Origin of the sequence: Pseudaminobacter soli (ex Li et al. 2025) (assembly GCF_003012705.1) — a bacterium.
Taxonomy (GTDB): domain Bacteria; phylum Pseudomonadota; class Alphaproteobacteria; order Rhizobiales; family Rhizobiaceae; genus Pseudaminobacter; species Pseudaminobacter soli.
On sequence record NZ_PXYL01000015.1, the window covers coordinates 81,180 to 104,082 of the forward strand.

General features: G+C 61.9%; 24 protein-coding genes and 9 pseudogenes. 18 read left to right on the forward strand and 15 right to left on the reverse strand.

The window, feature by feature from the left end:
• Window positions 1-32: 32 nt before the first annotated feature.
• The 10 genes and pseudogenes from C7I85_RS23125 to C7I85_RS23165 form a co-directional block, all read left to right on the forward strand.
• A pseudogene (locus tag C7I85_RS23125) lies at window positions 33-514 on the forward strand (replication initiator protein A); the annotation flags it as partial.
• A gap of 188 nt (window positions 515-702) precedes the next feature.
• Entirely contained in the window at window positions 703-837 is a 135-nt protein-coding gene (locus C7I85_RS32060) for a ParA family protein (protein WP_146148927.1), read from the forward strand.
• A pseudogene (locus tag C7I85_RS23135) lies at window positions 834-1,073 on the forward strand (DUF2840 domain-containing protein); the annotation flags it as partial. The gene C7I85_RS32060 and the pseudogene C7I85_RS23135, both read left to right, overlap by 4 nt.
• A 5-nt stretch (window positions 1,074-1,078) precedes the next feature.
• Window positions 1,079-1,489: pseudogene (locus C7I85_RS32065) on the forward strand (DUF917 family protein); the annotation flags it as partial.
• A gap of 44 nt (window positions 1,490-1,533) precedes the next feature.
• Complete coding sequence (locus C7I85_RS32070) at window positions 1,534-1,899, forward strand: DUF917 family protein (RefSeq protein ID WP_280954417.1); 366 nt, start codon at window positions 1,534-1,536, stop codon at window positions 1,897-1,899.
• Window positions 1,896-2,534: a pyridoxamine 5'-phosphate oxidase family protein gene (locus tag C7I85_RS23150; protein ID WP_106726380.1), complete on the forward strand. Its 639-nt coding sequence runs from the start codon at window positions 1,896-1,898 to the stop codon at window positions 2,532-2,534. Before C7I85_RS32070 ends, C7I85_RS23150 begins: the two co-directional genes overlap by 4 nt.
• A 92-nt stretch (window positions 2,535-2,626) precedes the next feature.
• Window positions 2,627-3,199: a ferredoxin reductase gene (locus C7I85_RS31370; RefSeq protein WP_210203067.1), complete on the forward strand. Its 573-nt coding sequence runs from the start codon at window positions 2,627-2,629 to the stop codon at window positions 3,197-3,199.
• Window positions 3,200-3,220: 21 nt separating this feature from the next.
• Window positions 3,221-3,586: a 2Fe-2S iron-sulfur cluster-binding protein gene (locus C7I85_RS31375; RefSeq protein WP_210203068.1), complete on the forward strand. Its 366-nt coding sequence runs from the start codon at window positions 3,221-3,223 to the stop codon at window positions 3,584-3,586.
• Between the two features lie 148 nt (window positions 3,587-3,734).
• A pseudogene (locus tag C7I85_RS23160) lies at window positions 3,735-4,028 on the forward strand (IS6 family transposase); the annotation flags it as partial.
• Window positions 4,029-4,104: 76 nt separating this feature from the next.
• Complete coding sequence (locus C7I85_RS23165; RefSeq protein WP_106726381.1) at window positions 4,105-4,443, forward strand: hypothetical protein; 339 nt, start codon at window positions 4,105-4,107, stop codon at window positions 4,441-4,443.
• Between the two features lie 202 nt (window positions 4,444-4,645).
• Here the strand turns inward: C7I85_RS23165 and C7I85_RS23170 are convergent, their stop codons facing one another.
• From C7I85_RS23170 to C7I85_RS23185, 4 genes are read right to left on the reverse strand one after another with little or no spacing between them, the layout of a single operon-like run.
• A complete protein-coding gene (locus C7I85_RS23170) occupies window positions 4,646-5,410 on the reverse strand; it encodes an ABC transporter permease (protein WP_106726382.1) in 765 nt (254 codons plus the stop codon).
• Between the two features lie 2 nt (window positions 5,411-5,412).
• On the reverse strand, window positions 5,413-6,123 hold the full coding sequence (locus tag C7I85_RS23175) for an ABC transporter permease (protein ID WP_210203069.1): 711 nt from the start codon (window positions 6,121-6,123) through the stop codon (window positions 5,413-5,415).
• A gap of 6 nt (window positions 6,124-6,129) precedes the next feature.
• Complete coding sequence (locus C7I85_RS23180) at window positions 6,130-6,960, reverse strand: transporter substrate-binding domain-containing protein (RefSeq protein ID WP_106726383.1); 831 nt, start codon at window positions 6,958-6,960, stop codon at window positions 6,130-6,132.
• Between the two features lie 36 nt (window positions 6,961-6,996).
• A complete protein-coding gene (locus C7I85_RS23185) occupies window positions 6,997-8,391 on the reverse strand; it encodes a M20 family metallopeptidase (protein WP_106726384.1) in 1,395 nt (464 codons plus the stop codon).
• Between the two features lie 133 nt (window positions 8,392-8,524).
• Here C7I85_RS23185 and C7I85_RS23190 point away from each other — a divergent pair, with 133 nt between their 5' ends.
• The 3 genes and pseudogenes from C7I85_RS23190 to C7I85_RS23200 all read left to right on the forward strand — a co-directional run bounded on the left by C7I85_RS23190 (window position 8,525) and on the right by C7I85_RS23200 (window position 10,536).
• Complete coding sequence (locus tag C7I85_RS23190; RefSeq protein ID WP_181257300.1) at window positions 8,525-9,412, forward strand: LysR substrate-binding domain-containing protein; 888 nt, start codon at window positions 8,525-8,527, stop codon at window positions 9,410-9,412.
• A 203-nt stretch (window positions 9,413-9,615) separates the two neighbouring features.
• Window positions 9,616-9,879, forward strand: a pseudogene (locus C7I85_RS23195) (transposase); the annotation flags it as partial.
• Window positions 9,880-9,990: 111 nt separating this feature from the next.
• A complete protein-coding gene (locus C7I85_RS23200) occupies window positions 9,991-10,536 on the forward strand; it encodes a cysteine hydrolase family protein (RefSeq protein ID WP_245445063.1) in 546 nt (181 codons plus the stop codon).
• Between the two features lie 188 nt (window positions 10,537-10,724).
• On the opposite strand, the gene C7I85_RS31730 is transcribed toward C7I85_RS23200, so the two are convergent.
• Together C7I85_RS31730 and C7I85_RS31380 are read right to left on the reverse strand one after the other, a co-directional pair.
• A complete protein-coding gene (locus tag C7I85_RS31730) occupies window positions 10,725-11,060 on the reverse strand; it encodes an SRPBCC family protein (RefSeq protein WP_245445067.1) in 336 nt (111 codons plus the stop codon).
• Window positions 11,034-11,228, reverse strand: a pseudogene (locus C7I85_RS31380) (IS3 family transposase); the annotation flags it as partial. The pseudogene C7I85_RS31380 and the gene C7I85_RS31730, both read right to left, overlap by 27 nt.
• A 17-nt stretch (window positions 11,229-11,245) precedes the next feature.
• On the opposite strand from C7I85_RS31380, the pseudogene C7I85_RS23210 reads away from it, so the two are divergent.
• A pseudogene (locus C7I85_RS23210) lies at window positions 11,246-11,344 on the forward strand (IS6 family transposase); the annotation flags it as partial.
• A 189-nt stretch (window positions 11,345-11,533) separates the two neighbouring features.
• On the opposite strand, the gene C7I85_RS23215 reads toward C7I85_RS23210, so the two are convergent.
• Genes C7I85_RS23215 through C7I85_RS23245 form a run of 7 tightly spaced genes read right to left on the reverse strand, consistent with a single transcriptional unit; the run spans window position 11,534 to window position 18,179 of the window.
• Window positions 11,534-12,268 carry an ABC transporter ATP-binding protein gene (locus C7I85_RS23215; RefSeq protein ID WP_106726387.1) on the reverse strand — a complete coding sequence of 245 codons (735 nt, stop codon included), beginning with the start codon at window positions 12,266-12,268 and terminating at the stop codon, window positions 11,534-11,536.
• Window positions 12,265-13,104, reverse strand: a complete 840-nt coding sequence (locus tag C7I85_RS23220) for an ABC transporter ATP-binding protein (protein ID WP_106726388.1) — start codon at window positions 13,102-13,104, stop codon at window positions 12,265-12,267. Before C7I85_RS23220 ends, C7I85_RS23215 begins: the two co-directional genes overlap by 4 nt.
• The gene (locus C7I85_RS23225; RefSeq protein WP_106726389.1) at window positions 13,104-14,000 is read right to left on the reverse strand and encodes an ABC transporter permease; all 897 of its coding nucleotides are present in this window, start codon (window positions 13,998-14,000) and stop codon (window positions 13,104-13,106) included. The genes C7I85_RS23220 and C7I85_RS23225 overlap by 1 nt, the downstream gene beginning before the upstream one ends.
• A complete protein-coding gene (locus tag C7I85_RS23230) occupies window positions 13,997-15,031 on the reverse strand; it encodes an ABC transporter permease (protein WP_106726390.1) in 1,035 nt (344 codons plus the stop codon). Before C7I85_RS23230 ends, C7I85_RS23225 begins: the two co-directional genes overlap by 4 nt.
• 1 nt (window position 15,032) lies before the next feature.
• Complete coding sequence (locus tag C7I85_RS23235) at window positions 15,033-16,622, reverse strand: ABC transporter substrate-binding protein (RefSeq protein ID WP_146148928.1); 1,590 nt, start codon at window positions 16,620-16,622, stop codon at window positions 15,033-15,035.
• A gap of 55 nt (window positions 16,623-16,677) precedes the next feature.
• Complete coding sequence (gene uraD, locus C7I85_RS23240; RefSeq protein WP_106726392.1) at window positions 16,678-17,211, reverse strand: 2-oxo-4-hydroxy-4-carboxy-5-ureidoimidazoline decarboxylase; 534 nt, start codon at window positions 17,209-17,211, stop codon at window positions 16,678-16,680.
• On the reverse strand, window positions 17,208-18,179 hold the full coding sequence (locus C7I85_RS23245) for an ABC transporter substrate-binding protein (protein WP_106726393.1): 972 nt from the start codon (window positions 18,177-18,179) through the stop codon (window positions 17,208-17,210). The genes uraD and C7I85_RS23245 overlap by 4 nt, the downstream gene beginning before the upstream one ends.
• 105 nt (window positions 18,180-18,284) lie before the next feature.
• On the opposite strand from C7I85_RS23245, the gene C7I85_RS23250 reads away from it, so the two are divergent.
• Together C7I85_RS23250 and C7I85_RS23255 are read left to right on the forward strand one after the other, a co-directional pair.
• Window positions 18,285-19,217: a LysR family transcriptional regulator gene (locus C7I85_RS23250; protein ID WP_106726394.1), complete on the forward strand. Its 933-nt coding sequence runs from the start codon at window positions 18,285-18,287 to the stop codon at window positions 19,215-19,217.
• Window positions 19,218-19,291: 74 nt separating this feature from the next.
• Window positions 19,292-19,396 (forward strand): annotated as a pseudogene (locus C7I85_RS23255) (IS6 family transposase); the annotation flags it as partial.
• Here C7I85_RS23255 and C7I85_RS32320 read toward each other — a convergent pair.
• Window positions 19,363-19,569: pseudogene (locus tag C7I85_RS32320) on the reverse strand (hypothetical protein); the annotation flags it as partial. The pseudogenes C7I85_RS23255 and C7I85_RS32320 overlap by 34 nt on opposite strands.
• A gap of 1,056 nt (window positions 19,570-20,625) precedes the next feature.
• On the opposite strand from C7I85_RS32320, the gene C7I85_RS23265 reads away from it, so the two are divergent.
• Window positions 20,626-21,309: a hypothetical protein gene (locus C7I85_RS23265; RefSeq protein WP_146148929.1), complete on the forward strand. Its 684-nt coding sequence runs from the start codon at window positions 20,626-20,628 to the stop codon at window positions 21,307-21,309.
• Here the strand turns inward: C7I85_RS23265 and C7I85_RS23270 are convergent.
• Entirely contained in the window at window positions 21,225-22,070 is an 846-nt protein-coding gene (locus C7I85_RS23270) for a MurR/RpiR family transcriptional regulator (RefSeq protein WP_106726396.1), read from the reverse strand. The genes C7I85_RS23265 and C7I85_RS23270 overlap by 85 nt on opposite strands.
• Window positions 22,071-22,156: 86 nt before the next feature.
• Between C7I85_RS23270 and C7I85_RS23275 the strand changes: the two genes are divergently transcribed.
• Window positions 22,157-22,894, forward strand: coding sequence for a 5-formyltetrahydrofolate cyclo-ligase (locus tag C7I85_RS23275; RefSeq protein WP_106726397.1), 738 nt, complete (start codon window positions 22,157-22,159; stop codon window positions 22,892-22,894).
• Window positions 22,895-22,903: the final 9 nt, after the last annotated feature.

Genomic DNA, 22,903 nt, shown 5'->3' on the forward strand with positions numbered 1-22,903 from the left:
CGCAAGGCGCTGCGACCGCGCAGCATGGGAAGTCCCAGCGTCACCAGCACGAAGGCGGCCGTCACCACTTCTCCTGGATCAACGAATGGAAGGAGCGGACCGACAGCGACGGACGCCCCGTCGGCATCGAGCTGATCCTACCGGACTGGTTCTATCGCGCCGTACTCGATGACGGCTCGTCCTGACGATCGATCGGACGTATTTCGACCTGACTGGCGGGCGTGAGCGCTGGCTCTGCCGCATCGTGCGCAAGCATGGCGGCCGCCAGTCCTTCGGCTGGAGCTTCGACTTTACCCATCTCCATCAGAAATCCGGCAGCCTCTCGCCGCTCAAGCATTTCGCCTACGGCCTGCGCAAGATCGTCAGCCGACAGCCCCTGCCCGGCTATCGACTCGCCATCCAGCAGCGGCCGGATGGCCATGAGGTTCTCACCTTTGTCGCCACCGATCCTACCTTCTTCACCCCGCCGCGCCCGCGACGGAAACCGTCAACCTGCTTTGGGGATAGGCTGTGAATTCACTCGTGCTATCGGGGACCGACCCTATCGTGCTATCGGGGACCGGAATCGACGATTCATTGTTCCGATTCAACGCCTTGCGGCGGCCGCAACTTATCTAACTTGGATTCCTTCGGAATCTTTCTAACACCGCCCCGCTTTTGCAGGTCTGAGGATAACCTCATCCCCCCGGCCGGGAGCCCATCGTGACCGTCGCGCTCTTCAATCAGAAGGGCGCCGTCGGCAAGGCGGACCTTCGCCATCCGAGCGGGTGCACTGTCGCCGACATGCCGCGCGACCTGCTCGCGCACGAATTTGCTCAACAGGGAGATCCGTCATGACCGGCGTCGACAATCTCACCCATGTCGAGCTGACCTGGATTGAGAAGAAGATCGAGAACTGGGTTCGCTTCGGCACCCACGTCCACGGACAAATCCTCGATGGGCGACGACGCGTCTTGTCGTTCCGGCCCGGCACCGTCTTCGCCTTCGTCCGCTGGGCGTCGAAGGACTTCGGCACGATCATTTCGCGCATCGACATCGCGCGCGCCGTATCACGTGGCGAAAGCCGGTCGACGCGATCATGCCGGTCGAGATCGGAGGACTGAATTCCACCATTCCGCTGGTCGCGGCAGGGAGGCTGGGACTGCCGGTCGTCGACGCTGACGGCATGGCGCGTGCCTTCCCTGAAGTGCAGATGGTGTCGTTCGGTATTGCCGGCGTACCGGCCGCGCCGATGGTGCTCGTCAATGAACATGGCGACTATGCGCTCGTGCAGGCCGACGACAACAATCGTGTCGAACGGGTAGCGCGCTCGGTATGCGAGGCCATGGGGGGCGTGGTGCACGCGGCGAGCTATATCATGTCCGGGCAGCAGGCGCGTGCTCATGCGATCCACGGCACGCTTTCCATGGCGATCGGGCTCGGCGCCGCGGTGCGAACCGCACGGAACGCCGGGCGAAATCTGTTGGCATCGATCCTTGGCTATCTCGACGGCACCGGGATCTATGACGGGAGCGCACAGATATTCGCGGCAAGATCGTCGATCTCGACCGTGAGGTCAGCGCCGGTTTCAACGTCGGCACGGCCAAAATTGAAGACGATGGCGGCCGCGTCGCCGAGATCCGGTTTCGCAACGAGAACCTGCTGGTGCGGGAGGGCGAACGAGTGCTTGCCATCGTGCCGGATCTGATTTGCGTACTCGATCGCGAAACGGCGACACCGATCACGACGGAGGACCTGCGTTATGGGCAGCGTGTCGCGGTGCTTGCCATCGGTGCACCGGCGGCGCTGCGAACACCCGCCGCGCTCGCTGTCGTCGGCCCAGCGGGTTTCGGCCTGCATGATCACTACGTTCCCTCCACACCGAAGACGGCACGAAAAATACAGGAGGTTGGACCATGAGCATTCAAGAACTGCGCGTCGTCACCGAGACGGACGAGATCTGCCGTATCGGAGGCGACCCCATGCCGGGCGCCGTCGAAAAGGTATTCGACCGGCTCGACCGATATGGTCGGCAGTTCATAGCCCTGTCGCCGTTCCTGTGCATGGGCTCGACCGACGCGCAGGGATCGGCGGATGTCAGCCCACGCGGGGACGCCCCGGGATTCGTCGCGGTACTGGACGATCGGACGCTCCTGATTCCGGAGCGCCCTGGCAATCGCCGTTTCGACACGATGAAGAATCTGATGCGCAATCCCGCCGTCGGCATCATCTTCTTCGTTCCGGGGATCAACGAAACACTGCGCCTGAACGGTCATGCGAAGGTCGTCGATGATGCGGCGCTGCTGGCGGGACTGGCATTCGGCGGCCATGTTCCGAAGCTCGGCATCACGGTGACGATCCACGAGGTTTTCTTCCACTGTGCTAGGGCGTTGCTGCGGTCCAAACTATGGGAATCGTCGGCACGTATCGACCGCGCGGACTTTCCGACCATGGGCGAGATCGTCAAGGCCCAGCTTCAGTTGCGGGAAGACGAGAAGGCGATCGAGACGAATATCCAGGCGAGCTATAGCACGGAACTCTACTCCAATTCCTGACGCGCGGACGGGCATCCGGTCCGACCGCACGGCGGGTGGACTTCCATCGCCCTGCGAGATGCCTGCCGCAACAGAGAACAAGAAGACGAACGATGCAGAAACTCAAGATTCATATCGCCGAGATCGTGGAAGAAGCCGAAGGGATCACCGGTTTTACGCTCGTCCCTGCCGACGGCACGATGTTGCCGGCTCCAACGCCCGGCGCCCATATCGACATCTATCTAGGCCCTGGCCTGATACGCCAGTATTCGCTGACGAATGGGCCGGCCGATCGCAGGGTCTACCGCATCGCAGTCAAGCTGGAAGCCACGTCGCGGGGTGGATCGCTCGCCATGCATAGGGACGTGCGATTGGGCGACGAACTGATCGTGTCGGGGCCGAAGAACAACTTTCCGCTGTCCGCCACTGCCCGAGACCACATCCTGCTGGCCGGAGGCATCGGCATAACCCCGCTGCTGTCGATGGCCCGCTGGCTGGCTGCCGAGGATGCCCCGTTCCGTCTCGTCTATTTCGCTCGGGCGCCGCGCTTCGCCGATTTCGCCGGTCTGCTATCCGCTGGCGAGTGGCGTGATACCGTCGACATGCACTACGGGCTCGCCCTGGATGCGCAACATGCCCTGCTCCGGGAACTGCTCGCCGACCCACAGCCGGACAAGCATCTCTAAACCTGTGGGCCTGGCCCGTTCATGGCGATGGTCGACGGTGTCGCCGCACAATCCGGCTGGGACATCAGGCAGCGGCACAGCGAATATTTCAGCGCGCCTGTCGACGTCGAGACCGCGGGCGAGGGCTTCGATCTGATGCTCGCGCGCTCGGGATTGGCTTTGCACGTAGGGCCGGATCAGACGATCGTCGAAGTGTTGCGCGCCGCGGGAATCGAGATCGAAACCTCGTGCGAAGAGGGAATCTGCGGCACGTGCATGACCGGTGTGCTCGAGGGGCCGCCGGAGCATCGGGACATGTATCTGAGCACGGACGAGCAGGCTGAGGGCAGGCTCGTCATGCCTTGTGTGTCGCGCTGCCGTGGCGATCGGCTTGTACTCGACCTGTGATCAATGGACGTCGGGCCTCGCTATCAAGGCGTCTACGGCCGCACTGCGAGCAATCCGGCATCCTCGAGCGCCTCTATGTCCGGCAGGTCGCGCAGCGGAGATGTCACGGTAACGGCTTGTGAGGGGCTGTCGCGATAGACACATTCGCATGGACCCCTCGCCAGTTAGCTACAGGCGCCATCGCTTCCCACCTCAGATCATCGCCCATGCGGTATGGCTCTACTTTCGGTTTCCGCTGAGCCTGCGCTTGGTCGAGGAAATGCTGTTGGAGCGCGGCATTGTCGTCTCCTATGAAACGATCCGCCGTTGGGGAAGGAAGTTCGGCCCGGATTATGCACGTCGCCTTCACTGCAAGAAGCCAAGCCGGAACGAAGTGTGGCATCTGGACGAGGTGGCCATTACCATCGCCGGCACAAAACACTGGTTGTGGCGCGCCGTCGACGCTGGATTGCGTACATCCGGCTGATGGCGACCACGCCATACGAGATCCTGACCTTTGTCGGCCGTGGTGGGCCAGCATGAAGGCGGCGCTGGATGGACTCGAGGCCCGCAAGGCCGAGCTCACCGAGCTGCTGGCCACGGCTCCGCAAGACATGCCCGACCTGCTGCCAAGTATTTCGGCAGTCTATGCCAGGAAAGTCGAGCAGTTGGCCGCGGCGCTCAACTGTCCGGAAGACCGCCAGGCGGCGGCGCAAGCGCTACGTGGCCTGATCGAGAAGATCGTCCTGACGCCCGGCGTCAGGCGCGGTGAGATGGAGGCAACTCTGTATGGCAAGTTGGGCACGATCCTGAACTGGACGGATCGGCAGCCCTCAAACAAAAACACTCCCGGAGCCGGGCTCGCGGGAGTGTTTTGATCTTTGGTTGCGGGGGCTCGCAACCACCGATACCGACATTTGCTCCAAGTTGTCGTTTGACACGAGATCACAACCTGTCAAGGCAGTAGACCTTCAGACCCCGTCATGCAATCGCGGTATCAAGCGTGTGGGCCACTGCGGTTCGGCTAGCCCCAGCCCTTCTGAATGGCGAGCCAAACGCATGTACGCTTTTAGGGCGCGATCAAGTCGGACGAGATGGCCTCCACGCACCCGCGCCGTCGGGCATGGCTGGGCCGGCATGTTTCGGGCGCCTGTGCGATTTGACGCGCAGATAGTCCGGAGTCAGCCAGATTTCCAGCCGGCGCAGCGCGAAGATCAGGGTCATGTTGATCACCAGATAGATGACGGCCACCATGCAGAAAACCTCGATCACGGCAAAGGTCTGGCTCATCAGATCCTTGGCCACGCCGGTCAACTCCATCACCGTGATGGTGCTGGCAAGCGAAGTGGATTTCAACGTCACGATGATCTCGTTGCTATAGGCAGGCAAGGCGCGCCGTATCGCGATGGGAGCAGTGACGAGAAAGAAAACCCGCAGCTGCGACAGCCCAAGCGCCCGCGCAGCTTCGATCACGCCGGATGGAATAGCAGCCAAGCCGCCGCGCATCACTTCTGAGGTATAGGCCCCGGCGCACAGGCTCATGGCGATGATGGCACAAGAAAAGGGATCGCGCAGCACAATCCAGGCCCAGCTTGCACGCAGCCAAGCAAACTGGCTGAGGCCGTAGTAGAGCAGGAAAATCTGCACCAGAAGCGGCGTGGAGCGGAACACCAGAACATAGGCTTCCGCGACAAGACGCACGATGCGATAGCGTGAATTCCGCGCCCAGGTTGCCAGCGCGGCAAACAGAAAGCCCAGCGGCAGCGTCGCTGCCGCAAGAGCCAGCGTGACCCAGATTGCGCCAAAAAGCTCAGTCGCGACGCGAAGCGTGGTGTCAAAATCCATTGTCAGGCCCAACGCATTCTTGCTTCGATTGCCTTGAACGCCTGCGACGAGATCGCAATGAGCACGAGGTAGATGAGCGCCGCCGCGCCATAGAAGACAAAGGGCTGGCCGGTTGTGCGGCCCGCTAGACCGACAACCCGCATCAACTCGGCGAGCGAGATGACCGACAGAAGCGTTGTTTCCTTCATGGCGAGGATCCACACATTGCCCAGCCCCGGCAACGCCAGGCGAAACATTTGCGGCAAGATGACGGTCCAGAAGCCGACCAGCGGACGCAAGCCGAGCGATGCATAGGCCTCGAACTGCCCGGTGGGTATGGTGGCGTGCGCGCCGCGGAATATCTCGGAACTATAGGCGCCCGCGACCAGGGCAACGGCCATGACGCCCACCGTAAAGGCGTCGACCTCGATATAACCGGTAAAGCCAAAGCCGCGCGCGATCCACATCAAGGCACCGTTTGTTCCGAAGAACAGCAGGAAGATGACCAGCAGCGGCGGCACGCCGCGCAACAGGGTTGTGTAGAGCATGGCGAGCGCCGCCAGGAATCGGTTGTTGCCAATTCTGGCGAACGCCACCCCTAACCCGAGTACAACGCCAAACACATAACCGATGCTCGCGCAGGCGACGGTGACCCCAAGGCCGATCAGAATGGGTTTTGACCATCCGCCGGCACCCCATGCAAAAAGTTCGGTCAGTGTCGTCTCGCCAGCCATGGCAGATCAGGCCCCGCAGATCTTGGCGTCCGGTTTGACCGATACGTCGAAGCCGAACCATTTTTCCGCGATGCGCTTGACTTCGCCCTCGGCCTTCAACGTGCACAGCGCTTCGTCCCACGCCTTGCGCAGGTCATCAGAATCCTTGCGCATCAAGCCACCGACGCCAACGCCCAGATAGTCGAACTGCTCAAAGTCAAGGTTGGGCGACAGGACCTCGATCGGTTCACCCTGTGGCGACCGGGTCAGCGCGATCCATGGGGAACGACCGGCCAGCGCGGCGTCGACCCGGCCAGCCAAAAGATCAAGATTGAGGCTGTCCTGATTGTCGTAGAGACGCAGTGTCACCTCGCCCTTTAATTCATTGTCCATGAACTTCTGGCTTTGCGTGCCGGTCTGCACGCCAATCGTCTTGCCGACGAGCGCCGCGCGCAGTTCCGGCCAAGTCGCCTTGCCATTCAACCCGGAGCTCTTAGCGGCGGCAAAATTGATCGGCAGATTGGCATAGCTCTGGGTAAAGGCCAGTCGCTTCTGACGCTCAGGCGTGATCGAGATGCCGCCGACAAGGATGTCATATTTGCCCTGCTCCAGGGCCGGTATCTGCCCCTCCCAGGGCTGGGCGGTGAAGCGGCAGCTCCGCTTCATACGCTCGCAGACAAGCTTGGCCAGCTCGACATCAAAGCCGGTCAGTTCCCCGTCGGATGTCATCGAGGTCCAGGGCTCGTAGCCGCCATCCGTGCCGATGCGCACTTCCGGCTGCTCTTGCGCGCTAGCCGGCACGGCAAGCGTTGCGCAAAGCGATAGCACCCCGGCCAATCTCGTCACATTTCGAAACATGAGCTCCTCCTCGTTTCGTTCTACAGATCGATAGGTTCAGCGCCGCGCCGGTCGCCCTTCTGTGCCCAGGTCCCAGAACAGCCCGGCCATGATCGCCAGACCTTCGGCCACAAGCGATTGAAGCAGATGTTCGTCGGGCGCGTGCTGGGAACATCCGGAATAGGAATGTGGCGCCCAAACGGTGGGAATGCCGAGAATATCAGCGAAGCAATCATTGGGCAGCGACCCGCCCGCATTGGGCAGGATCGTCGGCGCTATGCCCATCGTCCTCTCCACGGAGGCCGCGGCCCAGCGCATTAGAGGGTGTTCTGGATCAAGACGCGTCGCGCCCCAGTCAGCTTCCTTGGCCCCCGGCGCGACAGAAACATTACTGAAGCCGTGGGCGTCCAGATACGCACGAATAGCAGGAACGAAACACGCCGGATCGGTGTCTACCGTATAGCGGATCTGCATGCGCGCCGATGCACGTGGCGGAATGGCGTTGACCGGTTGGGCCGGGTTTCCGGCGCTCATGGCCAGGACTTCAAGCGCTGTCCAGCCGAAGACGCGTTCAGATTGGCTTAAACCCGGCTCGCCCCACCATTCATCAAGCTGCGGGCCGTCCTCTTCGGCCTCAGGCGTAATGCGGGACAGGGCCATGCGCACGCTTTCAGGGACTTTCGCTGGCACGATGCCACGTACATTGATGCGACCCGTCCCGGAAATTAGGCAGGAAATCGCATTGGCGAGAACAACAGCTGGGTTGGCAATCAACCCGCCCCAATTGCCCGAATGATGCGCCCCCGGTCGCAGATCGCAGACCAGATCGAAATCGACAACGCCGCGTGTGCCGCCATCGAGGGTTGGACGCTCCATCTTGAGGCGCGGACCGTCGGAGGCAATCAGCCAGTCGGCTGTGAGTTTCGCGCGATGCGTCTGACAGACCTCACGCAGGCCGGCGGAGCCCGTTTCTTCAGAGGTTTCGATCAACGCAACCGTATTGAAACCAAGCTTGCCCCGGGTGGCCAGAACGGCCTCCAGCGCGAGCATGACTATGGTGTGCTGGCCCTTGTTATCGGCTGTGCCCCGGCCATAGATGCGCTCACCCTCGACGCTGACCTTCCAAGGATCTCGTCCATTTGCCCATTGGCCTTCCATGCCGGCGACAACGTCGCCATGACCATAGACCAGCAGGGTCGGCAGATCGTCCCCCTCGTGCCGGCAGGCGATCAGCAGCGGGCCGCCGACCGGATCAGGGTTGTCGACGATCTCGCCAGCAAAACCTAATCGGGCGAGATCGGCGTCGATGTCGCGGAGGTAGCGGTAGCATTCAGGCCGACGCTCCGGTTTTTGGCTCTCGGTGGCAATTGCGACGCGGCGGGCCAGGTCAGCCAGAAAACGGCCATTGTCTGCATAAGCGACAGCGGTGGCGATAGATTGATCTCGAGACATAATCCTGCTCATTCCTTGTCTTGACATAACGATGTCACAGGCAAGAATGTGGACGCAAACCAATAGTTTTGCCGGCTACCACGAGCCAAATTGAGCCTTCAACATGACACGACACCTGCCGCCCCTACCCGCGTTGCGCGCCTTCGAAGCGGCCGCGCGCCATCTGAGTTTTGCCCGTGCCGGGGGAGAACTAGGCGTCACGCCTGGCGCAATTAGCCACCAGATGCGACAGCTTGAGGAATGGGTTGAAGGGCCGTTGTTTGAGCGGCGGGCCAACGGCGTCAGCCTGACTGAAACCGGGCGCGTTTTCGCAACCCGCCTTGGCGCAATCTTCGACCAGATTACAGCGGCTAGCGTCGCCGCGCGAGCGCCGGGCGGCGCCAGCACTGTTACGGTGCGGTGCCAATATTCTCTGGCGACGAAATGGCTGGCCCCGCGCATCGGCAAATTTCGCGCCGCGCATCCTGAAATCTCAGTTGCGGTGCTCGCCCTGCCGCACCGCTGGAGCGCCAATGAACGCGATCCAGATCTTGCGATCTATCACGGTCGCGGAACAATCCCCGGCATCAGGCAGGATATGCTCCTCGGGGGGCGACTGGTGGTGGTGGCAGCGCCTCAAGTTGCAGCGCTTCTGCCAGCCGCGCCAACCCCGGCAGACCTTCTGACACGCCCCTTGATCAAGATGGATTTTGCCGAGCCCGGCTGGCACGATGAAGGCTGGGAAGCCTGGTTTGCCGCGACCGGCTTTGGCCATCTCGAGCTTCGCGCCACCCTTTCCTTCAATCTGCTCCATCTAGCAATTGAGGCCTGCATTGCCGGTGCCGGTTTTGCTTTGGCGCCAAACTTCATGGTCGAGCAGGAACTGGCGGCAGGACGCTTGGTTGACGCATTCGGCATTTCACTGCCGATCCGTCAGCCCTATGTGTTGATGACGCCCGAAGCCAGCCTTGCGAGACCGGAAGTCGAGATATTGCGAAGCTGGCTGCTTGATGAAGGCATGGGCTACGTCAAACAAGGATAGCTCTCGTATCGAAGCGCTTTCAGCCTGTAAATTCGACATGCCAGAGGCGTTTGCGCCAGACGGTCTAGACAGGGCCAGGGAATGGGATAAGTAGGCCGACGAGGCGCTGTGGGTCAAATCGCCTACCTGTTGCTCTACTGGTCTGCCCCCAGAAAAGTGATCCTTCTTGAAGTATGGCTTATGGGCCTCAGAAGGACATTGAAATGGCAGGGAAAAGACACAAGGCAGAAGAGATCGTCACGAAGCCGCGTCAGGTTGACGTGCTGAGTGCGCAGGGCAAGTCGATAGCGGAGGCGATCCGGTCGATAGGCGTGACGGAAGTTACATATTATCGATGGCGGGCTGAATACGGCGGCCTGAAGGGTGACCAGGTGAAGCGCCTGTAGGAACTGGAGGCGGAGAATGCTCGGCTCCGGCGTGCTGGTTCCGATCTCACCCTGGACAAGATGATCCTTGCGGAGGCCGCCTAAGGGTCGCTTGACTCCCCTCCCATCCCGGCCATGATGGCGGTGGGTTTATTGGAGGGGAAGATGGGTTTCTGGTGCCGGTTTTTGGCTTTCCACAGTTAGTAGGTTCATATGATCGATATAGGAAATATTGATACTGAGCGTGCAGCATTATTGATGTTGCACTTTCAGGCAGACGTTTTCTCGGTACTCTCAAATGACGATATGCCAGCCCTGCTGGATCGTGCAAATGCGCTCATCAGGACGTGGCGAACCACCGGGCGCCCGGTCGTTTTTGCGAATTTCGCACTTGGCCCCAAGTACGAGTCGGTCAACGAACACAATCGCCTTGTTGCGAATATCCGCGAGACAGGGCTATTTCGTGAGCCGACGCCGGCGAACGATCTGGATTTGGCCCCAACCGACTGGCGCTATAGCTGCCCGCGGGCGAACGTGTTTTACGGCACGACACTAGACACGGATCTGCGCACCCAAGGCATCGATACGCTAGTCATGGCTGGTATAGCGAGCAGCGGCGTGCTGTTTTCTAGCGTGGGCTGGTCCAGCGATGCCGACTATCGGATCTACCTAGTGCGCGATTGCTGTTACGATCCGGATGCGCAGGCCCATGAAGCGCTGTTTCGAACCAGTTTTGCCACTCGCTGTTTCGTTATCTAATGAGATATCGCTCGCCTACGCTGCGCGTCCCAGGGGCCTGGCGTCTCCTTGCGGGATTGACCTCGCGCGGGTCGGCCCTCAAGGAGTTCGAGGATGTCGCTATTTCAAGGCGCCGTTTTCTTCGGGGACGAAGGCAGCGGATCTGTGGAGCCGAAAACTTGATCGACGCCGGCTCCACCTGTCATCGATCACGCCTTCTCAACGAGGCGGTTCAACGCAACCTTCATCGCCTTGGCGCCTGCCTCCATCAGCGGGCCGACCGTTGCCGCAGCTTCATCGGGAAGAAAGTCGGCCGTCCAGACGACGCAGGTCAGTCCACCGCGCTCGAACACCTGGGCGGAGCCATTGTAGTGCTTCAGGAAGGGGCTCTCGGCGCCCCAGACGAGGCGTCTCCTTTCCTCGTCTAGCGTGACGATGATCTCACGCGCCGTGACACCGTTAAAGAAGGTGACAACACGCGCGCCTGGCTCAAGCCGGGTATCCAGGACGAAGCCCGGCAGACATGCCCGGGTAAACTCGTCGATGATGTTGAGCATGCGGAACTTCCTGCCATTGTGGGTCCGGCCCTCGACAAAATCGTAGGACCAGACATGGTTGGGGTGCTCGGGTCGAAGCCGGACGCACGATCCGTCATTCACCCAGAGGCGGCCTCTCTTCGGTTGCTTCTGCGGAACCTTCAGCCCCTCCCGCCGCGATGACAATGCGTTGAGGCATTGAATTGGTTCATATGATGCGCAAACGACAGGCGAGGTGCGCCAACAATCCGGCGCCGTCACTGGCCGAGCAGTTCGAAATCCTCGCTGCCTGAGCATCCCGCCGCCAAGCCGTTCATGTCCGTCGTGTGAGTTTGCGACAGAACCGCCAGGAACTCGCCCGCTTCTCACTGAGTTCGCCACAGTGCTCGACCCAGTATTTCATGTTCGGCAGATAGCTTTTTGAATGCTTCTCTTCCGAATTGAGCAGCCATTCCGCCGTTAATGCATAGACCTTCGCCCCATCAGAGAGACGCGCTCAGGAGCACCTTCGTGTAGTCATCCTCCACCTTCCGCTCAATCAGGTCCTGGCTGGTAATGACCTCGCGCACCATGCCCTTGCGCATGATCGCCAGCCGGTCGCACATGTGGGTGACAAGCGGAAGGTCATGGCTGATGATGAATAGGGTCAGGCCCTTCTGTTGTTGCAGACGCATGACGAGGTTGACGATTTCCGCCTGGATGGAGACGTCGAGCGCCGAGGTGGGCTCGTCGAGCAGCATGACCTGCGGCTCGATCGCCAGGCACCGGGCGATGGCGACGCGCTGGCGCTGGCCGCCGGAGAGCTGGTGGGGGAAGCGGAAGCGGTGCTCCGGGCCGAGGCCGACATCCTTGAGGGCCTGCAAGATGCGCTTTTCCGGGTTGTCGAAGCGGTGGATCGCGAGCGGTTCGCCGATGATCTGGTCCACCGTGTGGGCAGGGTTCAGCGAGGCGTAGCAATCCTGCATGACCATCTGCACGCGCCGGCGGAAGGCGAGCGGCGGGTTCTGCCGCACGGCCTCACCGGCGATTTTCACGCCGCCGGAACTGACGGCCGTCAACCCCATCATGGCGCGCAGCAGCGTCGTCTTGCCGGAGCCGGATTCACCGACGAGGCCAAAGACGGTGCCCTGCGGAACGCTGAGGCTGACGTCCTTCAGCGCTCGCACCGTGCGCAGCTTGGTGTGGAAATCCACCGAGACGGATTCGATCTCGATCATGGCTGCGCCTCCAACCAAGCAGGATCGCGGGTGAAGGTGCGCAGCTCCGGTAGCCGTTCGGTGAGCGAGGGACGGCAGGCGGCAAGCGCCCGCGTATAAGCATGATGCGGGGCGGCAAGATCGGTCGCCGTGCACTCCTCCATCACCTGCCCGCCATACAAGACCACGACGCGGTCGCAGAAATTGGCGACGAGATTCAGATCGTGGCTGATGAGGATCAGCGACATGCCGCGTTCGCGAATGATCTGGTCGAGCAGGCCGAGGAAGCTGGTGCGCACCGAGGCGTCGAGCGCGGAGGTCGGCTCGTCGGCGATAAGCAGTTCAGGCTCGCCGGCGAGCGCGATGGCAATCATCACCCGCTGGCCCATGCCGCCAGAGAGCTGGTGCGGGTACTGGTCATATGCCGTCTCCGGATCGTTGATGCGCACGGCCGCGAGCAGGTCCAGCGCCCGACTCTTCGCCGCCCTGCAAACCAGCCCATGGTGCAGCCGGAAACACTCGGCGATCTGAGCGCCCGCCGTCATCACCGGATTGAGGGCATAGCGCGGGTCCTGCATGATCAGCCCGATCCGCCGGCCGCGCAGCGCCCGCTTCTTCGCGGCAGATGCAGCCAGAAGATCCACATCGGCGAACCGGAATCGGCTGGCAGAAACCTGAGCCGTCAGCGGTAGCAGGCCCATGATGGCCCTGCCCATGGTCGACTTGCCCGAGCCGCTTTCACCGACGATGCCGACGCGGCCGCCATCGACGGAGAGATTGACGCCACGGAGCGCCGGCACCGGCCCGGAGCGGCTCATGAATTGGACGCGCAGGTTTTCGATCTCGAGCCGGGACATCACGAAGACCTCGCATCGAAGACATCGCGCAAGCCATCACCCAAGAGGTTGAAGCCGAGACTGGCGATGAATATGGCGATGCCGGGCATGGTAGCGACCCACCATTGGTCGAGCACATATTGCCGGCCGGCGGCGACCATCAGGCCCCATTCCGGCTGCGGTGGCTGCGCGCCGAGGCCGAGGAAGCCGAGACCAGCGGCCGTCAAGATCGTGCCGGACATGTCGAAGGTCAGCCGCACCACGACGGAGGCGAGGCAGAGCGGCGCGATGTGATTGAAGAGAATGCGAAGCGTCGAGGCGCCCTGCAACTGCGCCATGCGCACGAAATCGCTGTTGCGGATGCTGAGCGTTTCGGCGCGAGCAAGGCGCGCATAGGGCGGCCAGCTCGTCACCGCGATGGCAATGATGGCATTGTTGATGCCGGTTCCGAGCGCCGCTACGAAGGCGAGCGCCAGCACGAGCCGCGGCAGCGAGAGGAAGATATCGGTGATGCGCATCAGGATCGCGTCGACCGCGCCGCCGAAATAGCCGGCGACCATGCCGACCATCAGCCCGAAGGGGCCGACGATCAGCGAGACCATCAGCACGATGCGCACCGTGATCTGCGAGCCATGCACGATGCGGGCGAGGATGTCTCGACCGAGTTCATCCGTGCCGAACCAATGTTCAGCACTCGGCGGCAATAGGCGGTTCGCCAGAACCTGATCCGTCGGCGAGCCGACAAACCAGTGTCCGGCGAGGGCGAGCACGAGCAGCGCGAGCACGATGGCTAGACCCAGAAGCGCCAGCCGGTTGGCGAGCAACGTACGAAACGAAAGGGTAAGGCGGACGAGCCGGGCTTGCGCGCGGCTCGCCGGTCGGTCGGTGGTCAGCCATTCGGCAAACGTTGTGTTCATGCGGTCCTCGGATCAGCGAAGCGATAGACGACGTCCGCCAGCGCGTTGAGCAGGATGAAGACAGCGCCGATCAGGATCGTGCCGCCGATGACGGCATTGAGATCGGCGTTGAAAAGCGCATTGGTCATGTAGAGGCCGAGACCCGGCCAGGAGAACACCGTCTCCGTCAGCACCGCGCCTTCGAGCAGGAAGCCGTAGGAGAGGAAGCAGACCGTGATGATCTGCACGCGAGCGTTCTTCAGCGCATGGCGCCAGATCACCGCGCGTTCCGAAGTCCCCTTCGCCCGTGCCAGCGTGATGTATTCCTGATTGAGCTGGGTGAGCATGAAGCTGCGGGTCATGCGCGAGATATAGGCAAGCGAGAATAGGCCCAGCAGCGTCGCCGGCAGGATCATGTGCGAGAGCGCGTTGCGGAAGACATCCATGTCACCAGCGCGCAGCGCGTCGATCGCAAGGATGCCGGACCATTCATCGACGAGACCGTCATAGGCGATGTCGATGCGCCCCGGCCCCGCCACCCAGTCGAGCTTGCCGTAGAAGATCAGCAGCAGCACGATGCCGAGCCAGAAGACCGGCACGGAATAACCGGACAGGCTCAGCACGCGCACTACGTGATCCGGCCAGCGCCCGTTGTTCGCGGCCGCCACCACTCCGAGGGGAACGCCGACCAGAATGCCTATCAGGATGCCGATCGTCGCGAGTTCCAGCGTGGCGGGAAAGACGCTCGCGAGGTCTTCCAGCACCGGCCGGCCGGTGAAGACGGAGTTGCCGAAATCGCCGTGCACGACCTTGCCGACGTAGTTGGAGAACTGCTCGTAGACCGGCCGGTCGAGGCCGAGTTCCCTGTACATCTTGTCATAGGCCTCCTGCGGCGCCTTTTCGCCGATTGCGGCCACGACCGGATCGATCGGGATGAGGCGGCCGACGGCAAAGGTGACGAAGATGAGGCCCAGCAGGGTGAGCGCGACCGAAATAGCGCTCCCTGCCGACAGTTTTGCGATGGCGTAAAGCCGTTTGGCCGGGCTGTGCACGTTACTTCCTGACCAGCCGGTAAAAGATCATCGCGGGACCAACCACATAGTCCTTGACGTTGCTGCGCATGGCTACCTGCGAAGTACGCTGCACGAGACCGATATAGGGCCCGTCCGCCATGACCTTGCGCTGGAGATCCTTGTACATCTCGATGCGCTTCGTCTCGTCGGATTCGCGTACCGCCGCGTCAGTCAGCGCATTGATCGTATCGTCCTTCCAGCTGTTGCGCCAGGCGACCGTCTTGGTGCTCGCACTCGGGCCGTTGTCGAGATTGTGCGCGAAGGTCGCCGCATTGGCATGCGGATCGAGGAAGTCCGGCTCCCATGTGCCAAGCGCCGCCTCGAACTGGCGTTCGCGATAGGCGGTGATGAACTGCTTCTGGTCGGTCTGGAGGATTTCCATCTTAATGCCGGCGGCGGACATGGATTGCTCCACCGCCTGGGCGATGTCGATCGCCGGGCTCACGTTGCGCACGCTGAGCCTGAAGGCAAAGCCGTCCTTGTAGCCGGCCTCCGCCAGCAGCGCCTTCGCCTTCTCGACGTCGTAGCTATAGGGATTCTCGTCAACCGAAGCGTAGAAGCCCGAGGGCCAGAAGGATTGCAGCACGGTGAACTCGCCCTTCAGCAGCGATTCCGTCATGCCCTTGTAGTCGACGAGGTATTTAAGCGCCTCGCGCACCTTTGGCTCAGTGAACGGCTCGACCGTCTGGCTGAGGCCGATATATAGATTTCGGGTCGTGTTGTTGCGGCTTATGGCGATGTCAGCATTGCCTTCCAGAGCCGCGATCTGGTCGCCGGGCAGGTTGCTGGCGATGTCGACGTCGCCCTTTTCGAGCAGCAGGCGCTGCGAGGCCGCTTCCGGCACGTGGCGCAAAATCACCCGCTTCATCGCCGGCTCGCCCTGGCGATAGGCCGGGTTGGATTGCAGCATCACCGTCTGGTTCGGCTTCCAGGTCTTCAGAACGAAGGGGCCGGAGCCTTCCGACTTGTCCTTGAGATAGGCGAGGCCGAAATCGCCGTCCTTCTCGTTCGCGATGACGGTCTTGGAATCGACCACCGACGCGTTCACGGACGAGAGGATGTTCAACACCAGCGAGGGGGCGTAGTCGACGGCGATCGTCATCTCGAAGGTCTGGTCGTCCACCGCCTTGATCATGGTGCCGACACTCTCGCCCGACCAGCCAAACTGTTTCAGGATGAAGGCCGGCGTCTTGTCCGCCTTCACCACGCGAGTGAAGGAATAGACGACGTCATTGGCGGTGACCGGATTGCCGGAAGCGAAGGTCATGCCAGAACGGAGCCTGAAGGTGACCGTTTTGTTGTCGGCGGAAAAGCTCCAACTTTCGGCGATGCCACCGGAAAGCTTCGAGATATCGGCTGCGTCATATTCCACGAGGGTCTCGTAGGTGTTGTGCAGCACCTCCGAGCTCGTATCCTCGTAGGATTCTGCCGGGTCGAACGAGATGGCGTCGTCGATCACCTTGGCGATAACAAGCGTATCGGCCGGCGTCTTGGCAAAGGCCACGCCGCCTGCCAGGCTCATGAAAAGGGCCGCAGCGGCCACACTTCCCAGAAACTGTCTTCTCTTCAATTTCCCCTCCTCCCGTAGGGCCCGGTGCACCGGGTTGTTCAGAATCGTCCGTATCTTAGAGCCCTGCAATTCCGTGGTCGGCGATCCGGTCGGCTAGGCGATAGCGCGTGATCCAGGCAATCTCTTGCAAAGCCGCCTCCAACTCGCCCTCAGGCGTGCCGTTGAGGCGCGCGCGAATAGCGGCGAGCGCCGAAGCCTGGTGATGCCGACGCACGCACAGAATAAATGGAAAGCCAAAGCGGGCCTTGTAGGAGGCGTTCAACCCGTCCCATTCGGCGATCTGCTCCGGCGTCAGTGCATTGAGGCGGATCGAGCTCTGTTCCGCATCCGATTCCACCGTCACCCGGCCGGCGCGAACGTCGGCCCCGCCGAGATCGGGATGGCGGTTCAGGAAGGCGAGCAGTTCCTCCTCGGGCAGCGCCTTGACCAGCGCCAGCATCGCCTCATGCAGTTCCGCCGCCGAGGCGAAGGGCCGGCCCATGGAAACCTCTTCCGCCACCCAGCCGGCATTTTCCCAGACCGGCGCCAGAGCCGCGGCGAAATCGCCCCCCGGCAAGGCATTGAACTCTGTGATCAGTCGCGGGGTCATGGACGTTCGGCCAAGCTGGTCACGCGCTCGCCAAACGGAGGCAGGAACTGGCGATCGAAGACCTCCGACGGCTTCGGCACCCGGCTCAGGCCCTTTGCCTTCGTGATCAGGTTGGCGCCCGCCAGGATCCGGGCGTCATCCGCATCGCCAATGCCGATCCGTCCGCCTTCGGGGTCGGCCATTTCGAGCGCCAGCGTGCCCAGAAGGCGGGCGCGGTTGGCCTTGACATCGATTCGCGGATTGCGCCGCGCCACGGCGGCGATGGCGGCATCGGGGTCCGCGATGGCATCCTTCAAGCCGAGATTGATCGCCGCCAGCAGGCCACGCACGGCCTCCGGATTCTTCTGCGCGAAATCGCGCGTGACCATAACGGCGCCGCCGTAGAGTTCCGGCAGGTAATGGCGGAATTCGAGGTGACGCAATACGCGGTCGGGATCAAGGCCCGCCTCGATCGTGTGGGCGCGCACCGTGTTGACGAAGCCGAAAATGCCTTCCCAGCGGCCTTCCCGCATCAGCGGCACCATCTCGTCATGGCCGAGATCGGAGGCCTCGACGCTGACCGTAGAAATGTCGAGGCCGGTCGCGGCGCAGAATTCCGGGAACAGCTTCCAGGCCGCATCTTCCGGATGCGACACGAGCTTGCGGCCCTTGAGATCGGCGGGCGTGGCCACCAGCCCGTCGGCATCGATGGCGATCGTATAGGGCGAGCGGTTGTGCATGGCCCAGACCGCCAACGGCGAGGAGTCCGGATCGACCGACTTCATCTCGATCAGCGTGTTCATGTCGCCATAGGCAACGTCATAGCTGCCGGCCGCCAGAACTGGCACCGAATAGGCTAGCGACTCCCCTTCGGTGAAATGTACTTCGAGGCCGTTTCTCTCAAAATGCCCGTTGTCGTCCGCCAGGAAGAAGGGGGCCTGCGGCCCAGAGAAGAAGCTGTTCAGAAAGAATTTGACCTGCCGGAGCACGCGACTGTTCCTTAATGGTTGGCAATTTTAGGAACTGTGTGTGCTGAAAGCATTGCCGTCTATATCAAACTATGGAACAATTTATTGCCGAAATTAGAATGATCGATGTCCCGCTCGCTGATCCCCGCTGCACTGCACTATTTTGACCGCGTCGCCTCAACAGGCTCCATCCAGGCTGCCGCCCGCGCGCAGAACATCGCGGCCTCGGCCATCGACCGGCAGATCATCGGGCTTGAGGAACGACTCGGTGTCAAACTCTTCGACCGGATGCCGAAGGGCATGCGACTGACGGCGGCTGGCGAGGTGCTAGTGCGCCTCGTTCACCGCTGGCGCGCGGAAGAGCGCAACGCGGTCGCGGAGATTTTACAGCTCCAGGGCATGCAACAGGGCCAGGTGAATGTCTTCGCCATGGACAGCCACGCTACGACCATCCTGCCACGGCTTGTGCAGACCATCGCCGCCGCCCATCCGCTGATCGGTCTTTCCATCCAGATCGGTTCGACGGACGAGGCGGTCGCCGCTCTCCTCTCCGGCCGGGCCGACCTCATCATCGTCTTCAACCTGCCGCAACGCAGCGAGGTGCGCCCGCTCTGGAGTCTGCCGCTGCCTTTCGGCTGCGTCGTTGCCCCTCACCATCCGTTGCTCGCCCGGACGGATGTGAAGTTCCAGGACGTGGTGACCTATCCGATCGCGCTGCAAAGCCGCTCGCTACTGATCCGTCGCTTCCTGGAGGTGCAATACAGCTGGCTCTTCGCCGAGCCCCGTGGCCGGGTCGAGACCAATTCGCTGCACCTCGTCAAGAGTCTCGCGCGCAGCGGGAATTATGTTGCCTTCACATCCGAACTTGATGCCGCGACCGAAATTGCTCAAGGCATGCTCTGCTTCTTGCCTCTGGTTGAAATCGACGCCTTACCCCAATCCTCAGACATCGCCATCGACGCATCCAAACCGCTCAGCACCATCGTCCAGATCGTCGCCGACTGTGCGGCAACGGTGATCGAAGAAGTCCTTGATGATGCTCGGTCCGGCCGGGACTGAATCGACGCTTATTGCATCCGGAAGGTGATGTCAGGTTGACCGGAGTTGAAGTTGTTGACTGCCAGTCGGCGGTCATGACCCAGCCTACAGTCCGCTACAAACGTCATCGTTTTCCGCCGTCTGTGATCGCCCATGCGGTCTGGCTCTACTTCCGATTTCCGCTGAGCCTGCGTCTGGTTCGCCTCAGAGCGATCGCACATTGGAAGGTGATGGCTGAGCGTTTTGAACGTCGCGGGACGAAGAAATTTCGGACCGCCGAAAAGACGCTCGCGAAGCGTTGCAGTGCACTTGGCGAGCGAAACCGTTGCATCGCACGCTCCCGCTTTCGTCAAGGCAGATGCGAATTTTCGGCGCAGTGACCTGCCGCTGATGGGGTTTGAGTTCCGATGCGCCGTGCACTCTTCTGCGCTCCGCGGCGGAGTATCTTGGCGGCGTCTTGGCAGCGCTTGAACCATCGCGGTAGCACTTTTCGTCGCTCTGACGGTGCATCATGCCGGGCTTCCGAGTGCGATCCGACGGCCTTGCGATCGGTGCGGCCGCAGGCAAATGGCAGACGCCCTCCCGCTCCTGATACGCGTCGGTCATGCGCTTGAGATAGAGCTTTCTCGTTCAAATGGCGTCCGTCACAGTACGGATGCGATGTGGTTCAAATGTCTGTCCTGTGTTCATCAGCTCGTGCGGGGTGTGTCGGTTTTGCTCTCGGACGGATCATCGACCTAGCACTTCCCGCTCTCCCCGTGGCGCGAATGAAAACTGTCTGCTTGCACGCTCTCACCGACTGGCCTTGCGAGCCCAACCCTTCGGGTCGAGGTTCTCATACACCTTGCGGTAGTGCACTGCCGCGGCGAAGGGAAACCAATGCGTTCGCAGGGAACGGCTAAATGAAATCCTGCTGAAGGACGGTCTAGGCGCCGGGGAGGATCCGGTTATTGATGGTGCCACCAGCACGTATCCGACCGCTGTCGCCGAGATCGACCGATCGGCTTGGGCACGGGCGCGGGTTTCGTCGCGCAGCCTGGCCGCACTTCAGCCACCGCTTCTGCGTTGGCCGAACCATCTGCGGATGGCACCCGGGCTGCGACCATCGCGTGCGACATTTCTGCCATTGAGCTGCAGTCGAACGGATTGTTCGTGGCGCGGGCGTCCGCCGGAGGGCCGCGACGACGAGACATAGCGGCAATCGTAGGGGATCGCACGCCAGCGTATCCGAGAGGGCGCGGAGGTGGGAGGCAAGGAACACGACCGGTGGATGGCAGGATAAAAGGCCGCGAGGTGCGGGCTTTGGCGGTTGTGGTTTTTCAATAGGTTATGAGGCGATTTCGCGAGGTGCGGGGATTTCTCGCACCTCGCCGCAACGGCGATTTCCCATGCGTTTCCGTGCCTTGGCGCGATGTGCGGGGCGTTGGCCATGACCGGAGACAACGATTTTCGCATCCGGCCGGGGCGATCCCGGAACCCGGCAATGCGCGTCGGCGCGCGCGACCGGCCATTCCTGACGCAGACGCAGATCGCCGTCCTCAAGGTCGGCGGCAACCCCAACCGGATTGGCCGCCAGGGAAGCGGCCGTTTCAACGCGCGCGGCCGCGGCGCCAAGGTGGTGGCGTCGCTGCCCCGCCCCGGCCGCGGCTGGCAAAGCGATGCCACGGGCCGCTTCCGCGGCCGCCGCGTGCTGGTGAAGGCGCGCGTGGTCCGCCTCGCCGCCACGCATGGCGCGAAGGGGGTCGACGCGGTGCGGCGGCGCCGGTGCCGGCGCGGTCGATGCCCATATGCGTTATCTCGAAGGGGACGGGGGACGGCCGAAGGCGAAAAGGGCCACGCCTACTCGGCCGTCGACGACGAGGCCGACGGCCGGGCCTTCTTCGACCGCGGTCGCGACGACCGCCATCAGTTCCGCGTTATCGTCGCGCCCGAGATGGGTGATTTGCGCGGCTTCGCGCGCTGCTCTCCGAGTGGGCCGAGGCAACGCTTCGGCAGCTCGGGGAGCACATCGAATTGTATCTTGCGGCTCTACTCGACGTCGTCCAGTTCCTCATGGATGTCGGCGATGATTTCCGTGCGCTTGATCGCCGCATCCCCGACATGCTCGGCATAGGCAACCGCAAGCAGACGTACCACGCTGGCCATGCTCGTGTGTGACGGACCAAGGCCGAGGCTGGTCACATGGCAAGGCAACACGACCTGCGAGAACCGCTCGGCGCGGCCGATATAGGTCTGGTCGGTCGCCGTGATGATGTTGACGCGGGTCGTGTGCAGATAGGCCAGGATCGGTTTCAATATCCTGGGGCGGGGATCGAGCGTCAGCAGGATCAGCACGTCGCGCGGTCCGGTCATCGCAAGCGCCTCGGCCCAACTGCCGCTGCCATTGTTCAACAGCATGACGCCGTGGCGCAGCCTCGACAGCAACAGCCGCGCATAGCGGGCGAGCCCCTCCTGTAGGCCGACGCCCAGGACCCAAACCTGTGGAGCTTCGGCGATAAGCTTGGCGGCCGTGGTCAATCTGGTTGAATTCAGTTCCTCGAACGTCCGCGTCAGGTTGGTCAGTTCGAGCTCTAGGTGCGCCGCAATCGGGCCGAGCGTTCCGCGATCACCCGGAGAGCGGGCAAAATGGTATGGCTGCGTTCGGTTGCGCTCTTCCCGCGCCTGAGCCCGCACTTCATTGAAGTCCGAATAGCCGAGCGAACGGAAAAACCGCGCTGCGGTCGCCTTCGACACGCCGGCCATCTCGGCGAGTTCGGTGGCCGACAGGGCAAGCATGTCATCTTGCCCCTCCAGTATAAGCCGGCCGAGCTTCTGCTCGCCTTGGGTCAGGGCCGAGAAGCGCTCCTGGATTCGAAGAGTTAGTCGGGAAGCCAAGTTGCCTCACTCCGCACAAAAAGCGCTTGCATTAGTGAAACACGTGTTTCACATTGATGAAACAATGAAACTCCGGGGAGCCGCACGTGTCCACATCAAAAATCATCCGCCAGAGAATATGGTCGAAACTCGCTGACGTGGCCAAGCCGGATACCCGATTTCACCTGAATTTTGGCGAGGTCATCCCCGATTTCGAGGGATCGGAGAAGGCTACCGACAAGATTGCGGCGATGGATGCGTATAAGAACACGAAGTACGCCTTCATCACGCCGGACAACTGCCTGGTCGATCTTCGCCGCCGTCTGATCGAGCGCGGCGTGCCTTTCGTGATGTCCACATACGGGATCTATCGCGGCTTCCTGATGATCGAGCCCGGCATGGTGCCGAAAGGCGCCGAGCTTTATGCCGCCTGGCTCGACGGCATGGAGCATTTCGGCAAGCCCGTGACGCTCGAGGAAGTCGCAAGCCGCGGCAAGTTTGATTTTATGGTCACCGGCGCCTCTGCAGTGTCCCTCGACGGCGTCAGGTTTGGCAAGGGGCACGGCTTCTTCGATCTTGAATGGGGCATGTTCACCGATATCGGCATTGTCGATGAGAAGACGCCGGTGGTAGCCGTCGTACACGATGTCCAGGTTGTCGAAGATAAGCTGGTGCCGAGCGAAACGGATATCCTGGTCGACTACATCGCAACGCCGACCCGGCTGATCCCGGTCGAGAAACGTGGAAAGCGCCCGTATGGGGTGAAGTGGGACCTGCTCGAACCGGAACAGATCGCGGCCACCCCACCGATCCAGGAACTTCAGCGGCTAAGAGGCCTCGCATAACAGCCTGAA